The organism is Enterobacter sp. 237C8 (assembly GCF_034106865.1).
Classification (GTDB): domain Bacteria; phylum Pseudomonadota; class Gammaproteobacteria; order Enterobacterales; family Enterobacteriaceae; genus Enterobacter; species Enterobacter asburiae_B.
The window spans coordinates 1,330,323-1,346,490 of the sequence record NZ_JAWNDF010000001.1 but is presented as its reverse complement, the minus strand read 5'-3'; the positions used below and the strand labels follow the sequence as shown (position 1 = coordinate 1,346,490).

The following is a 16,168-nucleotide window of genomic DNA, read 5'->3' as shown; positions in this document are numbered from 1 at the left end:
TCAGGGAGAATCGCCATGTTCCGACACGTCAAACAGCTGCAATACACGGTTCGCGTTGCCGAACCGAACCCAGGCCTCGCCAATCTTTTACTGGAACAGTTCGGTGGGCCTCAGGGCGAACTGGCTGCCGCCTGCCGGTACTTTACGCAAGGATTGAGCGATGACGATCCGGGCCGTAAAGATATGCTGATGGATATCGCGACCGAGGAGCTAAGCCACCTCGAAATCATCGGTACCCTGGTCGGCATGCTGAATAAAGGCGCCAAAGGCGCGCTGGCGGAAGGGGTGGAAAACGAGGCCGAGCTGTATCGCTCCATGACCGAAAACGGCAATGACAGCCACATCACCTCCCTGCTGTACGGTGGCGGCACTCCGCTGACTAACTCGGCGGGCGTGCCATGGACCGCAGCATACGTCGACACCATCGGCGAACCGACGGCGGACCTGCGCTCAAACGTGGCAGCAGAGGCCAGAGCGAAAATCATCTATGAACGGCTGATCAACGTGACCGACGATCCCGGCGTAAAGGATGCCCTGGCGTTTCTGATGACGCGCGAGGCGGCGCACCAGCTCTCCTTTGAGAAGGCGCTACAGTCCATCCGTAATAATTTCCCACCGGGAAAATTACCGCCAATCGAGGAATTCACCAACAAGTACTACAATATGTCTGAAGGTGGAGAGGTTCGCGGAAGCTGGAACAGCGATAAACATTTCGATTACGTTGAGTCCCCCCAGCCTGCGGTTGACGGCGGTGATGGCAGCGCAAGCGTCACGCTCACGACCGAACAGGCAACCCTGGTCAAGGCGATGTCTGTCCGCACGAAGTCCGATCCACATTCTGACCCGCTGACCGGTGCCGAGCTGGGTGCCGGTAAGACTAAACCGTAATCGGTTTTGCCGGGCAGCCATAAACTGTCCGGCAATTCTCGTGCCCCATCGTTTCAGAGGTACGGACCATGTTCGAACTCGACGCGTTCCATCTGGCCAGAATTCAGTTCGCTTTTACCGTCTCGTTTCATATCCTTTTTCCTGCGATCACCATCGGCCTCGCCAGCTATCTGGTGGTGCTGGAGGGCATGTGGCTGCGCACCAAAAACGACGTCTGGCGATCGTTGTACCATTTCTGGCTCAAGATATTTGCCGTTAACTTCGGGATGGGTGTCGTTTCCGGCCTGGTCATGGCGTACCAGTTTGGCACCAACTGGAGCGGGTTCTCACAGTTCGCGGGCAGTATTACCGGCCCTCTTCTGACCTATGAAGTCTTAACCGCCTTCTTCCTTGAAGCCGGTTTCCTTGGCGTCATGATGTTCGGCTGGAATAAGGTCGGCCCGGGTCTGCACTTCTTTTCAACCTGCATGGTGGCGCTCGGCACGCTGATGTCGACCTTCTGGATCCTCGCTTCCAACAGCTGGATGCATACGCCGCAGGGCTTCACTATCGAGAACGGACAGGTTATTCCGCAGGACTGGCTGGCGATCGTCTTTAATCCCTCCTTCCCTTATCGCCTTATTCATATGGCTATCGCCGCGTTTCTGAGCAGCGCGCTGTTTGTTGGCGCGTCGGGCGCATGGCACCTGCTGCGCGGTAACGATACCCCCGCCGTCCGCACCATGTTTTCCATGGCGATGTGGATGGCGCTGCTGGTCGCCCCCATCCAGGCGGTCGTAGGCGATATGCACGGTCTGAACACGCTTGAGCATCAGCCGGCCAAAATTGCCGCCATTGAGGGACACTGGGAAAATCCGCCGGGCGAAGCCACCCCGCTGCTGCTGTTTGGCCTGCCGGATATGGAGGAGGAGCGCACCAAATACGGTCTGGAGATCCCCGCGCTTGGCAGCCTTATCCTGACCCACAGTCTGGATAAGCAGGTCCCGGCGCTGAAGGATTTTCCGAAAGAAGATCGCCCTAATTCGACCATCGTCTTCTGGTCGTTCCGCGTCATGGTCGGGATGGGGCTGCTGATGATTACCCTCGGGCTGATTAGCGTCTGGCTGCGCTATCGTCATCGACTTTTCCACTCTCGCCCGTTCCACTGGTTTGCCCTCTGCATGGGGCCTGCCGGGCTGCTGGCGCTGCTCGCCGGCTGGGTCACTACCGAGGTGGGCCGTCAGCCGTGGGTGGTCTACGGCTATCTGCGCACCATCGACGCGGTATCGCTGCACAGCACCCTGCAGATGAGCATCAGCCTGCTGGCGTTCTTCGTCGTCTACTCGTCGGTGTTTGGGGTGGGCTATGTTTACCTCATCCGGCTGATTAAGAAAGGACCGCAGCCTGTCGATACGCTGACGTCAAACACCTCGGGCACACCCGCCCGTCCGCTGTCTGCCGCTGAGTCTGTTCCTGAACAGGAGAGAAACTGATGGGCGTCGATATCTCAGTTATCTGGTTTGCCATCATCGTCTTTGCCACGCTGATGTACATCATCATGGATGGCTTTGATTTGGGCATCGGCCTGCTGTTTAACTTCGTGGGCGATGCGAAAGAGCGCGATGTGATGGTCAACAGCGTGGCGCCGGTCTGGGACGGCAACGAGACCTGGCTGGTGCTCGGCGGCGCGGGCCTGTTCGGCGCGTTTCCGCTGGCCTATGCGGTGATTATTGATGCGCTCACCATTCCTCTCACCGCGATGCTGATCGGCCTCATCTTCCGCGGCGTCGCCTTTGAGTTCCGCTTCAAAGCCACGCCGTCGCACCGCAAATTCTGGGATTACTCCTTTGCCGGCGGCTCTCTGCTCGCCACCTTCAGCCAGGGCGTGGTGGTGGGCGCCGTGATTAACGGCTTCGACGTTGAGGGGCGGCGTTTCGTCGGCTCCGCGCTTGACTGGCTCACCCCCTTTAACCTCTTCTGCGGTATCGGGCTGGTTGTGGCCTACACGCTGCTGGGCACCACCTGGCTCATTATGAAAAGCGAAGGCGCGCTGCAGGCCCGCATGCGCGAGCTGACCCGCCACGTGCTGCTGGCGCTGATGGTCGTCATCGCCGTGGTGAGCATCTGGACGCCGCTCGGCTGGCAGTACGTGGCCGACCGCTGGTTTACCCTGCCCAACTTCTTCTGGTTCCTGCCGGTTCCGCTGCTGGTCGGGCTTTTCAGCGTGCTGATCTGGCGCCTGACCCGCAACCCGGCCAGCCACTCCCGCCCCTTCCTGCTGACGCTGGGGCTTATTTTCCTCGGGTTTAGCGGGCTCGGCATCAGCCTCTGGCCGAACATTATTCCGCCGCGCATCACCCTGTGGGAAGCCGCGGCCCCGCCTGCCAGCCAGCTGTTTATGCTGGTAGGCACGTTGCTGATTATCCCGGTGATCCTGGTGTACACCGCCTGGAGCTACTACGTCTTCCGAGGCAAAGTGTCGGATACTGAAGGCTATCACTGAGGAACGCTATGACCGACTGGCATACACGAGCCATTATTTATCAGATTGATACCGCGCTATTTTATGATTTGAACGGCGATGGCTGCGGGGACATCGCCGGGATCGCGGCCAAGCTGCGCTATATACGCCGCATGGGTGCGACGGTCATCTGGATCACCCCGTTTTACCTCACGCCCTTTCTCGATGAAGGCTACGACGTCAGCGACCACCTTCAGGTGGATCCCCGCTTCGGAAAGCTGGCCGATATCATCGCCTTTATCGAGCAGGCCCGCGAGCTGGGAATGCAGGTCATTATCGAGCTGCTGATCCAGCACACGTCGGACGCGCATCCCTGGTTCCAGCAGGCCCGCCGCAACCCGGCGTCACCCTATCGTGATTATTACCTCTGGTCGGATAACGACGAGGACGATACGCCCCCCATGTTTCCAGGCGTGGAAGAGAGCATCTGGACCTGGGACGACGAGGCGGGACAATACTACCGGCACATGTTCTATCGCCACGAGCCGGATCTGAACCTCACCTCGCCCGCAGTGCTTAAAGAGATTGAAAACATCATCCTCTTCTGGCTCAAGCTGGGCGTGTCGGGATTTCGCCTCGATGCCGCGTCCCACCTCACCACCCAGGCAGGAAACGGTGATGAAAAAAAGGGTCTGTGGATCCTGGAACATATGCGGCATCTTATCGAACAGCGCAATCCGGACGCGATCCTGCTTGGCGAAGTTGACGTAGACGTTGAGGCCTATAAAGACTACTTCGGCAATAACGACCGCCTGAATCTGGTGCTCAATTTCTGGCTCAACAAGTATTTCTACGTCAGCCTGGCCCGCAAAAGCGCCCGCCCGCTGCGCAATGCGGTGAAGAAGATGATCGTCCCGCCTGACTCCTGCTGTTTTGCCAATTGGCTGCGCAACCACGACGAGCTGGATCTGGAAGGCATCAGTCAGAAAGACAAACAGTTTGTCCTCGATACCTTCGCCCCTGATGAGGAGATGAACGTCTATCAGCGCGGGATCCGCCGCCGCCTGGCCCCGATGCTCAACGGCGATCGGAAGCGGCTGGCGTTCTGCCACGCGGTGCTGTTTTCCCTGCCGGGTGTCCCGGTGATGCGCTACGGCGACGAGATCGGCATGGGTGACGACCTGGATCTGGAGGAGCGCTACGCCGTCCGCACGCCGATGCAGTGGGCAGGTTCGCAAGGAGGCGGTTTCTCTGCAGCCGACCCGGAAAAATTTATCGCGCCGATTATCGACCATGGCTCTTACCGCTATCAGAAAGTCAACGTCGCCGATTCGCTGCTTCACCACAACTCGCTTTTGCACCGGATCATCGATATTGCCACTACCCGCTCGGAGTTCCCCGAAATTGCCGTTGCGCCCTTTCGCCTGATCGCAATCGATGATGACGCGGTGCTGGGGCTTTATTACGAGACCGACGAGCGCAGCATCCTGACCTTCGTCAACTTCAGCGACCAGCCGGTGCAGTTCACCGCCAAAGGGATCCGCAACGCCACCTGGACCGCCTGTCTCGAGGACAAGCGCTACGATGACGCGCTGATTTGCGGTAAAACCCTTCAGCTCAGCCTTGGCGGCTACGGCTATCGCTGGTTCTGGACGCACCGTAGCGCGCTGCGCTGACTACGGTTTCCGGCGGGTTATCAGACGCGTCAGCACTATCCCCGCCACCGCGAGGGCGCCCAGGGCCACTTTCCCCGGCATGCCGGAGGTGACGGACGGCGCGCGGGTTTTCGCCTCGTCAGTAAAGCGGCCATGGATTTTATGCAGATCGTTAACCGGCTGGTCGAGATAGTCCCGACGATCCGGCGCGTTGAGATCGTCGGTCATCTGGCCTTCCCACGCCTTTTTCACCATCAGCCGGTCGAGAAAACCGGGGAAGAAAAATTGCCCGACGATGGACTGGATGGTGCTGCTGCCTACCCACAGCTCGCGCACCGGTTTTTGCGCCACCCTGAAGATGGCGCTGGCGGCCACCTCAGGCTCAAAGACCGGCGGCACCGGGCGCATCGCCCAGGCGAACTTATTCCTCGCCCATTCGAACTGCGGGGTATTGAGCCCCGGCATCTGGACCATCGAAAGCTGAACCCGGCTGTTCTCATGCATCAGCTCGGTACGCACCGCATCGGTGAACCCACGGATCGCCGCTTTTGCCCCGCAGTAGGCTGACTGCAGCGGAATGGAACGGTAGGCCAGCGCGGAACCTACCTGGATAATCACCCCCCTGTCGCGCGGAACCATAAGTTCGAGCGCGGCGCGAGTGCCGTTCACGTAGCCGAGGTACGTCACCTCAGTCACGCGCCGAAACTCGTCCGGCGTGAGGGTACGAAACGGCGCCAGAATGGCCCCCATCGCGTTGTTCACCCAGACATCAATCGCGCCGAGGCGATACTCAATTTCGTTAGCGGCATCCACCACCGCCTGGCTGTCGGCGACGTCCGCCTGCACGGCGTGGGCATTAACGCCAAAGCGCCGTAGCTCCTCCTGGGTAGAGTGCAGGCTGGCCTCATCGCGGGCGATGAGCCCCACGTCGTAACCCGCCTTTGCAAAGTGCAGCGCCGTGGCTTTTCCCACGCCCGCCGTCCCGCCGGTAATCACTATGACAGCCATAGAACCTCCACGTGAGTTTATCCGTTATTCCCGTCTGACAAGGTTGTCACCAGTTCAGCCAGCGAGTAATGCACCGCTTTTTCGACCACATCCTGACAGTCACCGGAGAAAAGCACGGTGCGGGTCTTCGTCTCGCCGCGTATGTTCCACGCGAAGCAGACCGTCCCCGCCGCCGTGCCGTCGTCGCCCCCTTCCGGACCCGCGTAGCCGCTGATGGCGATGCTGATATCGGCCTGGGCAATGTCGCGGATACTGGCGGCCATTTCGGTTACCGTCTGCTCGCTCACGGCCGTAAACCGCTCAAGCGTCTCGGGACGCACGCCGAGGATCCGCGCTTTAGCTTCATCGCTGAACACGACCAGCCCAACATCATAAAATTCGGCGGTGTTTTCCTCTGCGCAAAGCGCCACCGAGAGTTTTCCGCCCGTGCAGGACTCCGCGGTGGTTAAGCGAAGCCCGAGATCGGTTAATTTGCTCGCCAGCTTTTTCGTCAGTTCACCCACGGTATTATTGCTGTCGTGAAAAAGATTGCTCATCTTGCCGCCTCTTATTTCTCGAAAGGAATGATTGAAATATGCCCATTGCGCTCAAGTATGGCATATTTAATGTCGCTTATTTCCGTAATGCCATTATTTTGGCGCGCTGACACCAGAATATCATCACAGGACACGTCAACTTTTTTCAGTTTATCGGCTAACGGCACGCCGTTCTCCACCAGAATAACAGGCGTGCCATCCAGAATATTCTCCACTGGAGAAAAATACTTCTTCATTAGTCCGAAAATAATATCTACTACCACCAGCGTGGTAATGGTAATCATCGCGCCGGTGACGGAAAAATCCTGTCCGAGAAGCGCCTGCTGCGTGGCTTCACTAATTATCAGGAGCAGAATGAGATCGAAGCTGGTCATCTGCAGCAGCGCGCGACGCCCGGCCACTTTAAATACCACCACCAGAAACAGATAAATAGCCAGCGCGCGAAAGACCATATCCATATCAGCCTCCTACGGATAAATAAATTGCCAGATGTTAATTTCCGGCTCGCTGTTGACGCGGATGACGGTTTTCCATTTACCGGCTCTGGAAGGTGTCGTGAAGAGTAACACGGAGAAGCTGTCTGTTTTTTTCAGGTTGTTATAGACAAAATAGAGAGTCTTCCCGCGGCTGAACATAGCGTCCGGCTGCGGCCAGACGCTGCCGGGCTCATACGCATCGCTGCTCTCGCTGGTCATGCTGAGGACATACTTCCCCTCGCTCTGCACCGGAAACGCGAGCGCCATCCGGGTCTCTGTCTCCCGTCGTCCAAAGCGTTCATAGTCTATGGTCAATGATTTAGAGGAATTCGTTTTGACCGTGTCGCTGACCATTCCGCTGGAAAACAGACCGGCAATCGCCGCGACGATAATACCCAGCAGAACAATAAAACCCACCTGACGAAACGCGTATTCAAACGTCAGCAAACGGTAACTCTCATCTATCCCGGGTAACTTTTCATTTTCACGCTTCATGGTCATCGTCACCGTTTCGCTTATTATCCGATAATTTTGATTTCTAACGCGAATGTTTTTAGGACTTATCACATTTGCCACATAAAGGAATAGCAACAATACTTAATAAGTCAAGACACGCAAAATGAAGGATATCGGATGAAATTATCACTTATTTCCGCTTTATTGTTATTTCTGGCTCCGGCCGCATGGGCAGATAATAACGGGGGTTTACAAAAAGGCGAAGCGCCACCGCCTCCCCACGCGCTTGATAGCGGATATCGCGGAACCGACGACGCGCGTATTATGACCATCAGGCAGGCAAAAGAATTGCACGATGGTGCGACAATTTCATTACGCGGTAATCTTATTGACGGTAGCGGCGATAAGTTTGTATTTCAGGATAAAACCGGAAAAATCGACGTTATTATTCCCCAGGCAGTCTTCGACGGCAGAACGGTAAAACCCGACCAGATGATCAGTATCAACGGTTCGCTTGATAAAAAATCATCTCCTGCCGTCGTCCGTGTAGATCGTTTGCAGAAATAATTCAGCGAAGCGTTAACGCTGCAGTTATCCATCAAATCTCACCCCTTGGCTTAAGGAGTCAGCTATGAGTGATACTAAACAACGTACGAACGCTTACCCGCAGCCCCCGTTCCCGGAACAGCCGCAAACGCCGCCGGGACTGGCATCCGAAATGCAGCCCGTACCCGACCACGGGGAACAAAGCTATAAAGGGCATGGCCGCCTGGCCGGCAAAAAAGCGCTGATTACCGGCGGAGACTCCGGCATTGGTCGCGCGGTCGCTATCGCCTATGCGCGTGAAGGCGCTGACGTTGCCATTAACTACCTGCCCGAAGAGGAAAAAGACGCCGCTGAGGTCATCGAGCTGATCGAAGCGGAAGGCCGCAAGGCCATCGCGCTGCCGGGAGACGTCCGGGACGAAACCTTCTGTCAGAATCTGGTCGAAGAAGCCGTGTCGCGACTGGGCGGGCTGGACATTCTGGTCAACAACGCCGGCCGCCAGCAGTTCCGTGAATCGCTTGAGGAACTGACCACGGAAGATTTTGACGCAACGTTTAAAACCAACGTTTACGCTCCGTTCTGGATCACCAAGGCGGCCCTGCGCCACCTGAAAGCGTCGTCCGTTATCATTAATACCTCCTCCGTTCAGGCGGTGAAGCCCAGCCCCGTGCTGCTGGACTATGCCCAGACGAAAGCCTGTCTGGCGGTGTTTACCAAATCCTTAGCCAAGCAGCTGGGTCCGAAAGGCATTCGCGTCAACGCGGTTGCTCCTGGCCCTTACTGGACGGTTCTTCAGTCCAGCGGCGGGCAGCCGATGGAAAAAGTGAAGGAGTTCGGTGGCGACACCCCGCTGGGACGTCCGGGTCAGCCCGTCGAGATTGCCCCGCTGTACGTCACGCTGGCCTCGGATGAATGTTCATTTACGTCCGGCCAGGTGTGGTGCTCCGATGGCGGCGACGGCGTGATCTAAACCGGTAGACGATACTCCTCGGCAATGAGCAATAAATGAACAAGGATGTTCGCTTTTATTCCCCCGCCAAAAAACATGTTGTAACTCAAACAGATCAAATGTTAAAAATATTTTGCTATCAGGTTATCAAAATTAAACAACTTAACTTGTCACCCGCATCGCTCTGTTTTTAACATCGCCTATGGAAAAAAATGGTCTGTTCAGTCAGCGCATACGCTTGCGCCATTTGCATACATTTGTGGCCGTCGCTCAACAGGGAACGCTGGGGCGTGCGGCTGAAACTCTCAATCTGAGCCAGCCTGCGCTCTCAAAAACCCTCAACGAGCTGGAACAGCTGACCGGTGCCCGTCTTTTTGACCGCGGCCGGCTGGGGGCGCAGCTTACCATCGTGGGCGAACAGTTTCTCACGCACGCCGTGAAAGTGCTGGATGCGCTCAATACCGCAGGCCAGTCCCTGCACCGAAAAGAAGAGCAATCCAGTGAGGTGGTGCGCGTGGGCGCTCTGCCTACCGCGGCGCTGGGCATTCTTCCGCCCGTTATCGGCCAGTTCCACAAGCAGCAGCGGCATACCACGATTCAGGTCGCCACCATGAATAACACCATGCTGCTCGCGGGGCTGAAATCCGGCGAACTGGATCTCGGAATCGGTCGCATGTCCGACCCTGAGCTGATGGGCGGCCTCAACTATGAACTGCTGTTCCTGGAGTCCCTGAAGCTGGTGGTTCGTCCCGATCACCCCCTGCTGCAGGACACGGTCACGTTAAGCCGCGTGATGGAGTGGCCGGTAGTGGTCTGCCCAAAAGGGACCGTTCCCCGCCAGACCGCCGAAACCTTGCTGCAAATGCAGGGGTGTACGCTGCCCTCAGGATGTATCGAAACGCTGTCGGCTTCGCTTTCGCGGCAGCTTACGCTGGATTATGACTACGTCTGGTTCGTCCCCTCCGGCGCGGTGAAAGACGATTTGCGCCAGGGAACGCTGATCGCCCTGCCGATTACCTCCCCCGGCCCCGGTGAACCTATCGGCATTTTGACCCGCGTAGACACGCCGCTTTCAACGGGCGCGCAGACGCTGCTGAGCGCTATTCGTAAATCAATGCCGGTCTGACAACTTTCGCCCTCCTCATCCTAACCCTCTCCCCAACGGGGCGAGGGTTCACCAGCCATTTTTCCACCCGAAGCGATAAATATTGCCTCAGGAAAATGAAGAACTTACAGCGACGCTCTGGTCCGGCTGTAAATCGCCGAAGCGTTTCCGCAAGGCCGGGGCGAGGCGCAGGGATGCGCCGAGAGGGCGTGGCCTGCAGGGATGCAGGCTCATGCCCGACCCGATAGCCTGAAGGAATAAGCTGAGGGCACCGCGAAGCGGCGATTTACCGCCGGGAGCCCGGGTTGCCAGGGGGGTGGCGATTGAGCCGCCCTGGCACGTTCACAGGCCATGTCGTTACAGAGTAGCAAGAAACATAAAGTGAACGGAATGACCACCACAGCCGTATGTTCCCCCTCACCCCAGCCCTCTCCCTCAAGGGAGAGGGGCCGTCTTGCGCGCTAATCAATTAATGCGGAATAATCCATTAACAATTGCGTAAAACAATTTAACAGTTTTATCATAGCGACGAATTCACCAAATGGTTCGTAAATAATTTTACAACTCCGAATTCACCCGTATTAATCATTCTTCCCTCCGCATTTATTACCCAACTGGTACACACCCAGCACGACGGGGGGATCTTAAGGAGACAGAAATGGCATTTGGCAGCGCGCCACGTGGGATACCGCGTATCCTGCAGTGGCTCCTTGCCGGACTGATGTTGCTCATCGGTCTGGCAGTCGGCGGGCTGGGCTTTAAGCTCGTCACCGTAGGCGGAAGTGGATACTTCCTGATAATGGGCGTGGTGATGGTGATTGCCGCGATCCTGATTTTCCTCAATCGCAGCAGCGGGATCGTACTTTACGGCATCGCCTTTATTGCCTCGCTGTTCTGGGCGGTAGGCGATGCGGGCTGGGATTTCTGGCCGCTCTTCTCTCGCCTGTTTACCTTTGCCGTACTGGCCTTCCTCTGCGCCATCGTCTGGCCTTTCCTGCGCGCGGCAAACCACAGCGCCGCGAACAAGGCTCCCGCTTTTGGCGTCGCGGCCGTGCTCGCGGTGGCGATGCTGGTCAGCCTGGGCTGGATGTTTAAGCCGCAGACCCTCGTGGCAGCGAACGAGCCCGTTCCGGTGAAACCCGTCGCCCCCGGCGAGCAGCAAAAGAACTGGGCGCACTGGGGCAATACCACCCACGGCGACCGTTTCGCCGCGCTGGACCAGATTAACAAGCAAAACGTCCGCGATCTGAAAGTCGCGTGGGTTGCGCACACAGGCGATATTCCGCAGAGCAACGGCTCCGGCGCGGAAGATCAGAACACGCCATTGCAGATTGGCGACACGCTGTACGTCTGTACCCCGTACAGTAAAGTGCTGGCGCTGGACGTGGATTCCGGCAAAGAAAAATGGCGCTACGATTCCAAAGCCACGGCGCCTAACTGGCAGCGCTGCCGCGGTCTGGGCTATTTTGAAGACCATTCCAGCGTGACAACGTCACAGACAGAGACACAGCCTGCGGCATGCCCTCGCCGCCTGTTCCTGCCGACCACCGACGCCCGCCTGATTGCCATCAACGCGGATACCGGCAAGGTCTGCGAAGACTTCGGTGACCATGGCACCGTGGATCTGAGCGTCGGCATGGGCGAGATCAAGCCCGGGTATTATCAGCAGACCTCCACGCCGCTGGTCGCAGGCAATGTTGTTGTCGTCGGCGGTCGCGTCGCGGATAACTACTCCACCGGCGAACCGCCGGGCGTGGTGCGCGCCTACGACGTTCACACCGGTAAACTGGCGTGGGCGTGGGATCCGGGTAATCCAAAACTGACCGGCCTGCCGCCGGAAGGCCAGACCTACACCCGCGGCACGCCGAACGTCTGGTCAGCAATGTCTTACGACGCTAAGCTGAAACTGATCTACCTGCCAACCGGCAACGCCACCCCGGACTTCTGGGCGGGCGAACGTACCGCGCTGGACGATAAGTACAGTTCCTCCATCGTCGCCGTCGACGCGACCACCGGTCAGGTGCGCTGGCATTTCCAGACGACCCACCACGACCTGTGGGACTTTGACCTGCCTTCCCAGCCGCTGCTGTACGACCTGCCCGACGGTAAGGGCGGCACCACGCCCGTGCTGGTGCAGACCAGCAAGCAGGGCATGATCTTCATGCTTAACCGCGAAACCGGCAAGCCGGTGGCGAAGGTAGAAGAACGTCCTGTCCCGGCGGGTAACGTTGAGGGTGAACGCTACTCTCCGACCCAGCCGTATTCCGTGGGCATGCCGATGATTGGCAACCAGACGCTGACCGAATCCGACATGTGGGGGGCGACGCCTGTTGACCTGCTGCTGTGCCGCATTCAGTTTAAAGAGATGCGTCATCAGGGCGTCTTCACCCCGCCGGGTCTCGACCGTTCCCTGCAGTTCCCTGGCTCACTCGGCGGGATGAACTGGGGCAGCGTCTCCGTGGACCCGAACAACAGCCTGATGTTCGTCAACGATATGCGCCTGGGCCTGGCAAACTACATGGTGCCGCGCGCTAACGTGGCGAAAAACGCCAGCGGCATCGAGATGGGCATCGTACCGATGGACGGCACGCCGTTCGGCGCGATGCGCGAACGCTTCCTGTCGCCGCTGGGCATTCCGTGCCAGAAGCCGCCGTTTGGCACCATGTCGGCCGTTGACCTGAAAACCGGCAAGCTGGTGTGGCAGGTGCCTGTTGGCACGGTGGAAGATACCGGGCCGCTGGGCATTCGTATGCACATGCCAATCCCAATCGGCATGCCGACGCTGGGCTCATCACTCTCTACCCAGTCCGGCCTGCTGTTCTTCGCCGGCACGCAGGATTTCTATCTGCGCGCGTTTGATACCGCCACCGGGAAAGAGATCTGGAAAGACCGTCTGCCGGTCGGCAGCCAGTCCGGCCCGATGACCTACGTGTCGCCGAAAACCGGTAAGCAGTACATCATCATCAACGCCGGGGGCGCTCGCCAGTCGCCGGATCGCGGTGATTACGTTATCGCGTACGCGTTACCCGATAAGCAATAAGATATGAAAAAGGGACCGAAAGGTCCCTTTTTTGTAGGTCAGATTTTGTAGGTCGGGTAAGCGAAGCGCCACCCGACACTGCCGACAACTCAGAACGTCTCCCAGTTATCCCCGGAAACCGTCGCCGCCGGGCGCAACGGCGCGTTCTTCGCCACTGGCGCAGACGTCACCGCGCGGCCCGACTTTGTACCGCTCAGACGAAACGCCCCGACCGCCTCGGTCAGACGCGCGCCCTGTTCTTCCAGAGACGCGGCGGCCGCAGAGGCTTCTTCCACCAGCGAGGCGTTCTGCTGGGTCACTTTATCCATCTCAGAAATCGCCTGGCTCACCTGCACAATACCGCGGCTCTGCTCGTCGGACGCGGCGGCAATCTCCAGCATGATGTCGGTCACGCGTTTAACCGCTTCGACGATTTCATTCATGGTGTTACCGGCAGCCACAACCTCACCGGAGCCCTGGTCGATCAGCGAGACCGATTCGTTAATCAGGCTTTCGATCTCTTTTGCGGCATTCGCACTGCGGCTTGCAAGGGTTCGAACTTCGCTTGCCACCACGGCAAAACCGCGCCCCTGCTCGCCCGCCCGCGCCGCTTCAACCGCCGCGTTAAGCGCCAGGATATTGGTCTGGAACGCAATGCTGTTGATGACGGCGGTGATCTCGGAGATTTTTTTCGAACTGGTGGAGATATTGCCCATGGTTTTGACCACGCCTGAGACCATCTGGCCGCCGCGGCTGGCTTTCCCGGAGGCATCTTCCGCCAGCTTGCTGGCATGATGGGCGTTATCGGCATTCTGTTTCACCGTCGCGGTAAGCTGTTCCATGCTTGCAGCGGTTTGCTCAATGGCGGCGGCCTGCTGCTCGGTGCGCGAAGAGAGATCGGTGTTACCGGCAGAAATCTCGCTCGTGCCGCGGTAGATCTCCTCCGCCCCCTGACGTACGGTCCCCACCGTGTTTTCAAGCGAGTGCTGCATGGTTTGCAGATCGCGCGTCAGGCGGCCAATTTCGCTGCGCCCGGCCACGTCGTCCGGCATCGTCAGGTCGCCTTTGGCGATATTCTCGATACGTTTCGCTGCACGCTGCAAAGGATTGATTACCGTGCGGCGCAGCACGACAAAGGTCATCGCCGTCAGCACCAGCGCCAGCGCAAACGCGCCCATCATAAACATCAGGCCCAGCTGCGTGCGGCTGTGCGCCTGCGCCGTCAGCGCATTGGCACGCTCGGTACGGATCTTAATCGCCTTCAGCAGCACGGCGTTGTAAGCGTCATCCAGCGGACGCGCCGTTTCGTTTTCGTGGTTGATAATCGCTTCGAACATGCCGTTTTTGGCGAATTTCACCATCGGCTGCATGCCCGCGATATAGGCGTCGTACCGCGCCTTGAGATCCTCATCCAGCGCTGCCCCCTCAGCGGTACGCACGGCACGATTCATATAGGCGGTAAAGCTCTCCTGGGACTGCTTAATGCGCGTTTCCGCCTCGCTGATGTTCTGCTTCATCGCATCCATCTCCGCGATGCGGCTTGCCGCACCGGCGTGGATCAGATTGATACGCGCGGTACGCAGATGGTTTGAGCTGTTCGACAGCCCCATACGCACCTGAATTTCGGACGTGACATCCTGCTGATCGTTATCGGCCTGCAGCAGGAAATACCCCGCCAGACCCGAGCTCAAGGCGAACAGAAGAATAATGCCACCGAGAATGGAGGAAAACAGCGGAACCAGCCTGATGTGATGCAAGAAGCTCAGCTTGCGCTGCGCCTGCATCGAAGTAGTGTTGTCCATGACCGTCGACTCTCTTGTAGGTAAGATGCGTAAAAACATGCGTGTTAAATAGTCATCGGCACGGTGGGGATTTAGATTACGGCTAAAAACGCCGCACTGGTCACACTTTAGAGAAGATTATTAAAGAAACGCCAGCGGTGAAAAACCGCTGGCAGAAGAGTTACTTGTCGCCGAAATGAATGACGGTACGGATGGATTTTCCTTCGTGCATCAGATCGAACGCGTCGTTGATCTGCTCCAGCGGCAAGCGGTGGGTAATGAACGGGTCGAGCTGAATCTTGCCGACCATAGCATCTTCAACCATACCCGGAAGCTGGGTACGGCCCTTCACGCCGCCAAACGCGGAACCGCGCCATACGCGACCGGTGACCAGCTGGAATGGACGGGTTTTAATCTCCTGGCCCGCGCCGGCCACGCCAATGATGATGCTCTCGCCCCAGCCTTTGTGGCAGCATTCGAGTGCGGAACGCATCACGTTCACGTTGCCGATACATTCGAAGCTGAAGTCAACGCCGCCGTCGGTCATCTCAACGATGACGTCCTGAATCGGTTTTTCGTGATCTTTCGGGTTAACGAAATCGGTCGCGCCCATTTCACCCGCCAGCCTGAATTTCTCCGGGTTGGTGTCGACCGCGATGATACGACCGGCCTTCGCCTGCACCGCGCCCTGAATCACCGCCAGACCAATGCCGCCGAGACCGAACACCGCCACGGTGTCGCCCTCTTTGACTTTTGCCGTGTTATGCACCGCGCCAATGCCGGTGGTCACGCCGCAGCCCAGCAGGCAGACTTTATCCAGCGGCGCCTGCGGGTTCACCTTCGCCAGCGAGATCTCCGCGCAAACGGTGTATTCGCTGAAGGTGCTGGTGCCCATGTAGTGATAAACAGGCTCGCCGTTATAGGAGAAACGGGTGGTACCGTCCGGCATCAGCCCTTTCCCCTGAGTGGCGCGAACCGCCTGGCAGAGGTTGGTTTTACCGGATTTACAGAACTTACACTCGCCGCACTCCGCGGTGTACAGCGGGATAACGTGATCGCCAGGCTTCAGGCTGGTCACGCCCTCGCCCACTTCCACCACAATCCCGCCGCCTTCATGACCCAGCACCGCCGGGAAGACGCCTTCCGGATCGTCACCGGAGAGCGTAAACGCATCGGTATGGCACACGCCGGTATGGGTGATTTTGATCAGCACTTCGCCTTTCTTCGGCGGTGCCACGTCGATTTCAACGATTTTCAGCGGCTGGCCGGGACCAAACGCAACTGCAGCGCGAGATTTCATCATGTCTTC

The 16,168-nt window shown here is 58.1% G+C and carries 14 protein-coding genes; 8 read left to right on the top strand and 6 right to left on the bottom strand.

What is annotated here, in order from left to right:
- Positions 1-15: 15 nt before the first annotated feature.
- The 4 genes from USF70_RS06570 to USF70_RS06555 all read left to right on the top strand — a co-directional run bounded on the left by USF70_RS06570 (position 16) and on the right by USF70_RS06555 (position 5,004).
- Positions 16-888, top strand: coding sequence for a manganese catalase family protein (locus USF70_RS06570; RefSeq protein WP_320735429.1), 873 nt, complete (start codon positions 16-18; stop codon positions 886-888).
- Positions 889-956: 68 nt separating this feature from the next.
- Positions 957-2,360: a cytochrome ubiquinol oxidase subunit I gene (locus USF70_RS06565; protein WP_033145500.1), complete on the top strand. Its 1,404-nt coding sequence runs from the start codon at positions 957-959 to the stop codon at positions 2,358-2,360.
- Positions 2,360-3,370, top strand: a complete 1,011-nt coding sequence (gene cydB, locus USF70_RS06560) for a cytochrome d ubiquinol oxidase subunit II (protein ID WP_063441332.1) — start codon at positions 2,360-2,362, stop codon at positions 3,368-3,370. The genes USF70_RS06565 and cydB overlap by 1 nt, the downstream gene beginning before the upstream one ends.
- Positions 3,371-3,378: 8 nt before the next feature.
- Positions 3,379-5,004 (top strand): alpha-amylase family protein, encoded by a 1,626-nt coding sequence (locus USF70_RS06555; protein WP_320735428.1) that lies wholly within the window; start codon positions 3,379-3,381, stop codon positions 5,002-5,004.
- On the opposite strand, the gene USF70_RS06550 is transcribed toward USF70_RS06555, so the two are convergent.
- From USF70_RS06550 to USF70_RS06535, 4 genes are read right to left on the bottom strand one after another with little or no spacing between them, the layout of a single operon-like run.
- On the bottom strand, positions 5,005-5,991 hold the full coding sequence (locus tag USF70_RS06550; RefSeq protein ID WP_048974696.1) for an SDR family oxidoreductase: 987 nt from the start codon (positions 5,989-5,991) through the stop codon (positions 5,005-5,007).
- Positions 5,992-6,008: 17 nt separating this feature from the next.
- A complete protein-coding gene (locus USF70_RS06545) occupies positions 6,009-6,527 on the bottom strand; it encodes a 2-oxo-tetronate isomerase (protein WP_032657136.1) in 519 nt (172 codons plus the stop codon).
- 11 nt (positions 6,528-6,538) lie between these two features.
- Positions 6,539-6,985 carry a DUF421 domain-containing protein gene (locus USF70_RS06540; protein ID WP_023311671.1) on the bottom strand — a complete coding sequence of 149 codons (447 nt, stop codon included), beginning with the start codon at positions 6,983-6,985 and terminating at the stop codon, positions 6,539-6,541.
- A gap of 9 nt (positions 6,986-6,994) precedes the next feature.
- Positions 6,995-7,498, bottom strand: coding sequence for a hypothetical protein (locus USF70_RS06535; protein ID WP_167819215.1), 504 nt, complete (start codon positions 7,496-7,498; stop codon positions 6,995-6,997).
- A 138-nt stretch (positions 7,499-7,636) separates the two neighbouring features.
- Between USF70_RS06535 and USF70_RS06530 the strand changes: the two genes are divergently transcribed.
- From USF70_RS06530 to USF70_RS06515, 4 genes are all read left to right on the top strand, one after another.
- Complete coding sequence (locus USF70_RS06530) at positions 7,637-8,026, top strand: YdeI family stress tolerance OB fold protein (RefSeq protein ID WP_087822554.1); 390 nt, start codon at positions 7,637-7,639, stop codon at positions 8,024-8,026.
- Between the two features lie 64 nt (positions 8,027-8,090).
- The gene (locus USF70_RS06525) at positions 8,091-8,975 is read left to right on the top strand and encodes an SDR family oxidoreductase (protein ID WP_182932019.1); all 885 of its coding nucleotides are present in this window, start codon (positions 8,091-8,093) and stop codon (positions 8,973-8,975) included.
- Between the two features lie 181 nt (positions 8,976-9,156).
- On the top strand, positions 9,157-10,080 hold the full coding sequence (locus USF70_RS06520; RefSeq protein WP_033145495.1) for a LysR substrate-binding domain-containing protein: 924 nt from the start codon (positions 9,157-9,159) through the stop codon (positions 10,078-10,080).
- Between the two features lie 637 nt (positions 10,081-10,717).
- Complete coding sequence (locus tag USF70_RS06515) at positions 10,718-13,099, top strand: glucose/quinate/shikimate family membrane-bound PQQ-dependent dehydrogenase (RefSeq protein ID WP_320735427.1); 2,382 nt, start codon at positions 10,718-10,720, stop codon at positions 13,097-13,099.
- 89 nt (positions 13,100-13,188) lie between these two features.
- Here USF70_RS06515 and USF70_RS06510 read toward each other — a convergent pair whose 3' ends face one another.
- Complete coding sequence (locus USF70_RS06510) at positions 13,189-14,880, bottom strand: methyl-accepting chemotaxis protein (RefSeq protein ID WP_320735426.1); 1,692 nt, start codon at positions 14,878-14,880, stop codon at positions 13,189-13,191.
- Between the two features lie 160 nt (positions 14,881-15,040).
- On the bottom strand, positions 15,041-16,159 hold the full coding sequence (locus USF70_RS06505; RefSeq protein WP_033146534.1) for an S-(hydroxymethyl)glutathione dehydrogenase/class III alcohol dehydrogenase: 1,119 nt from the start codon (positions 16,157-16,159) through the stop codon (positions 15,041-15,043).
- Between the last annotated feature and the right edge of the window lie 9 nt (positions 16,160-16,168).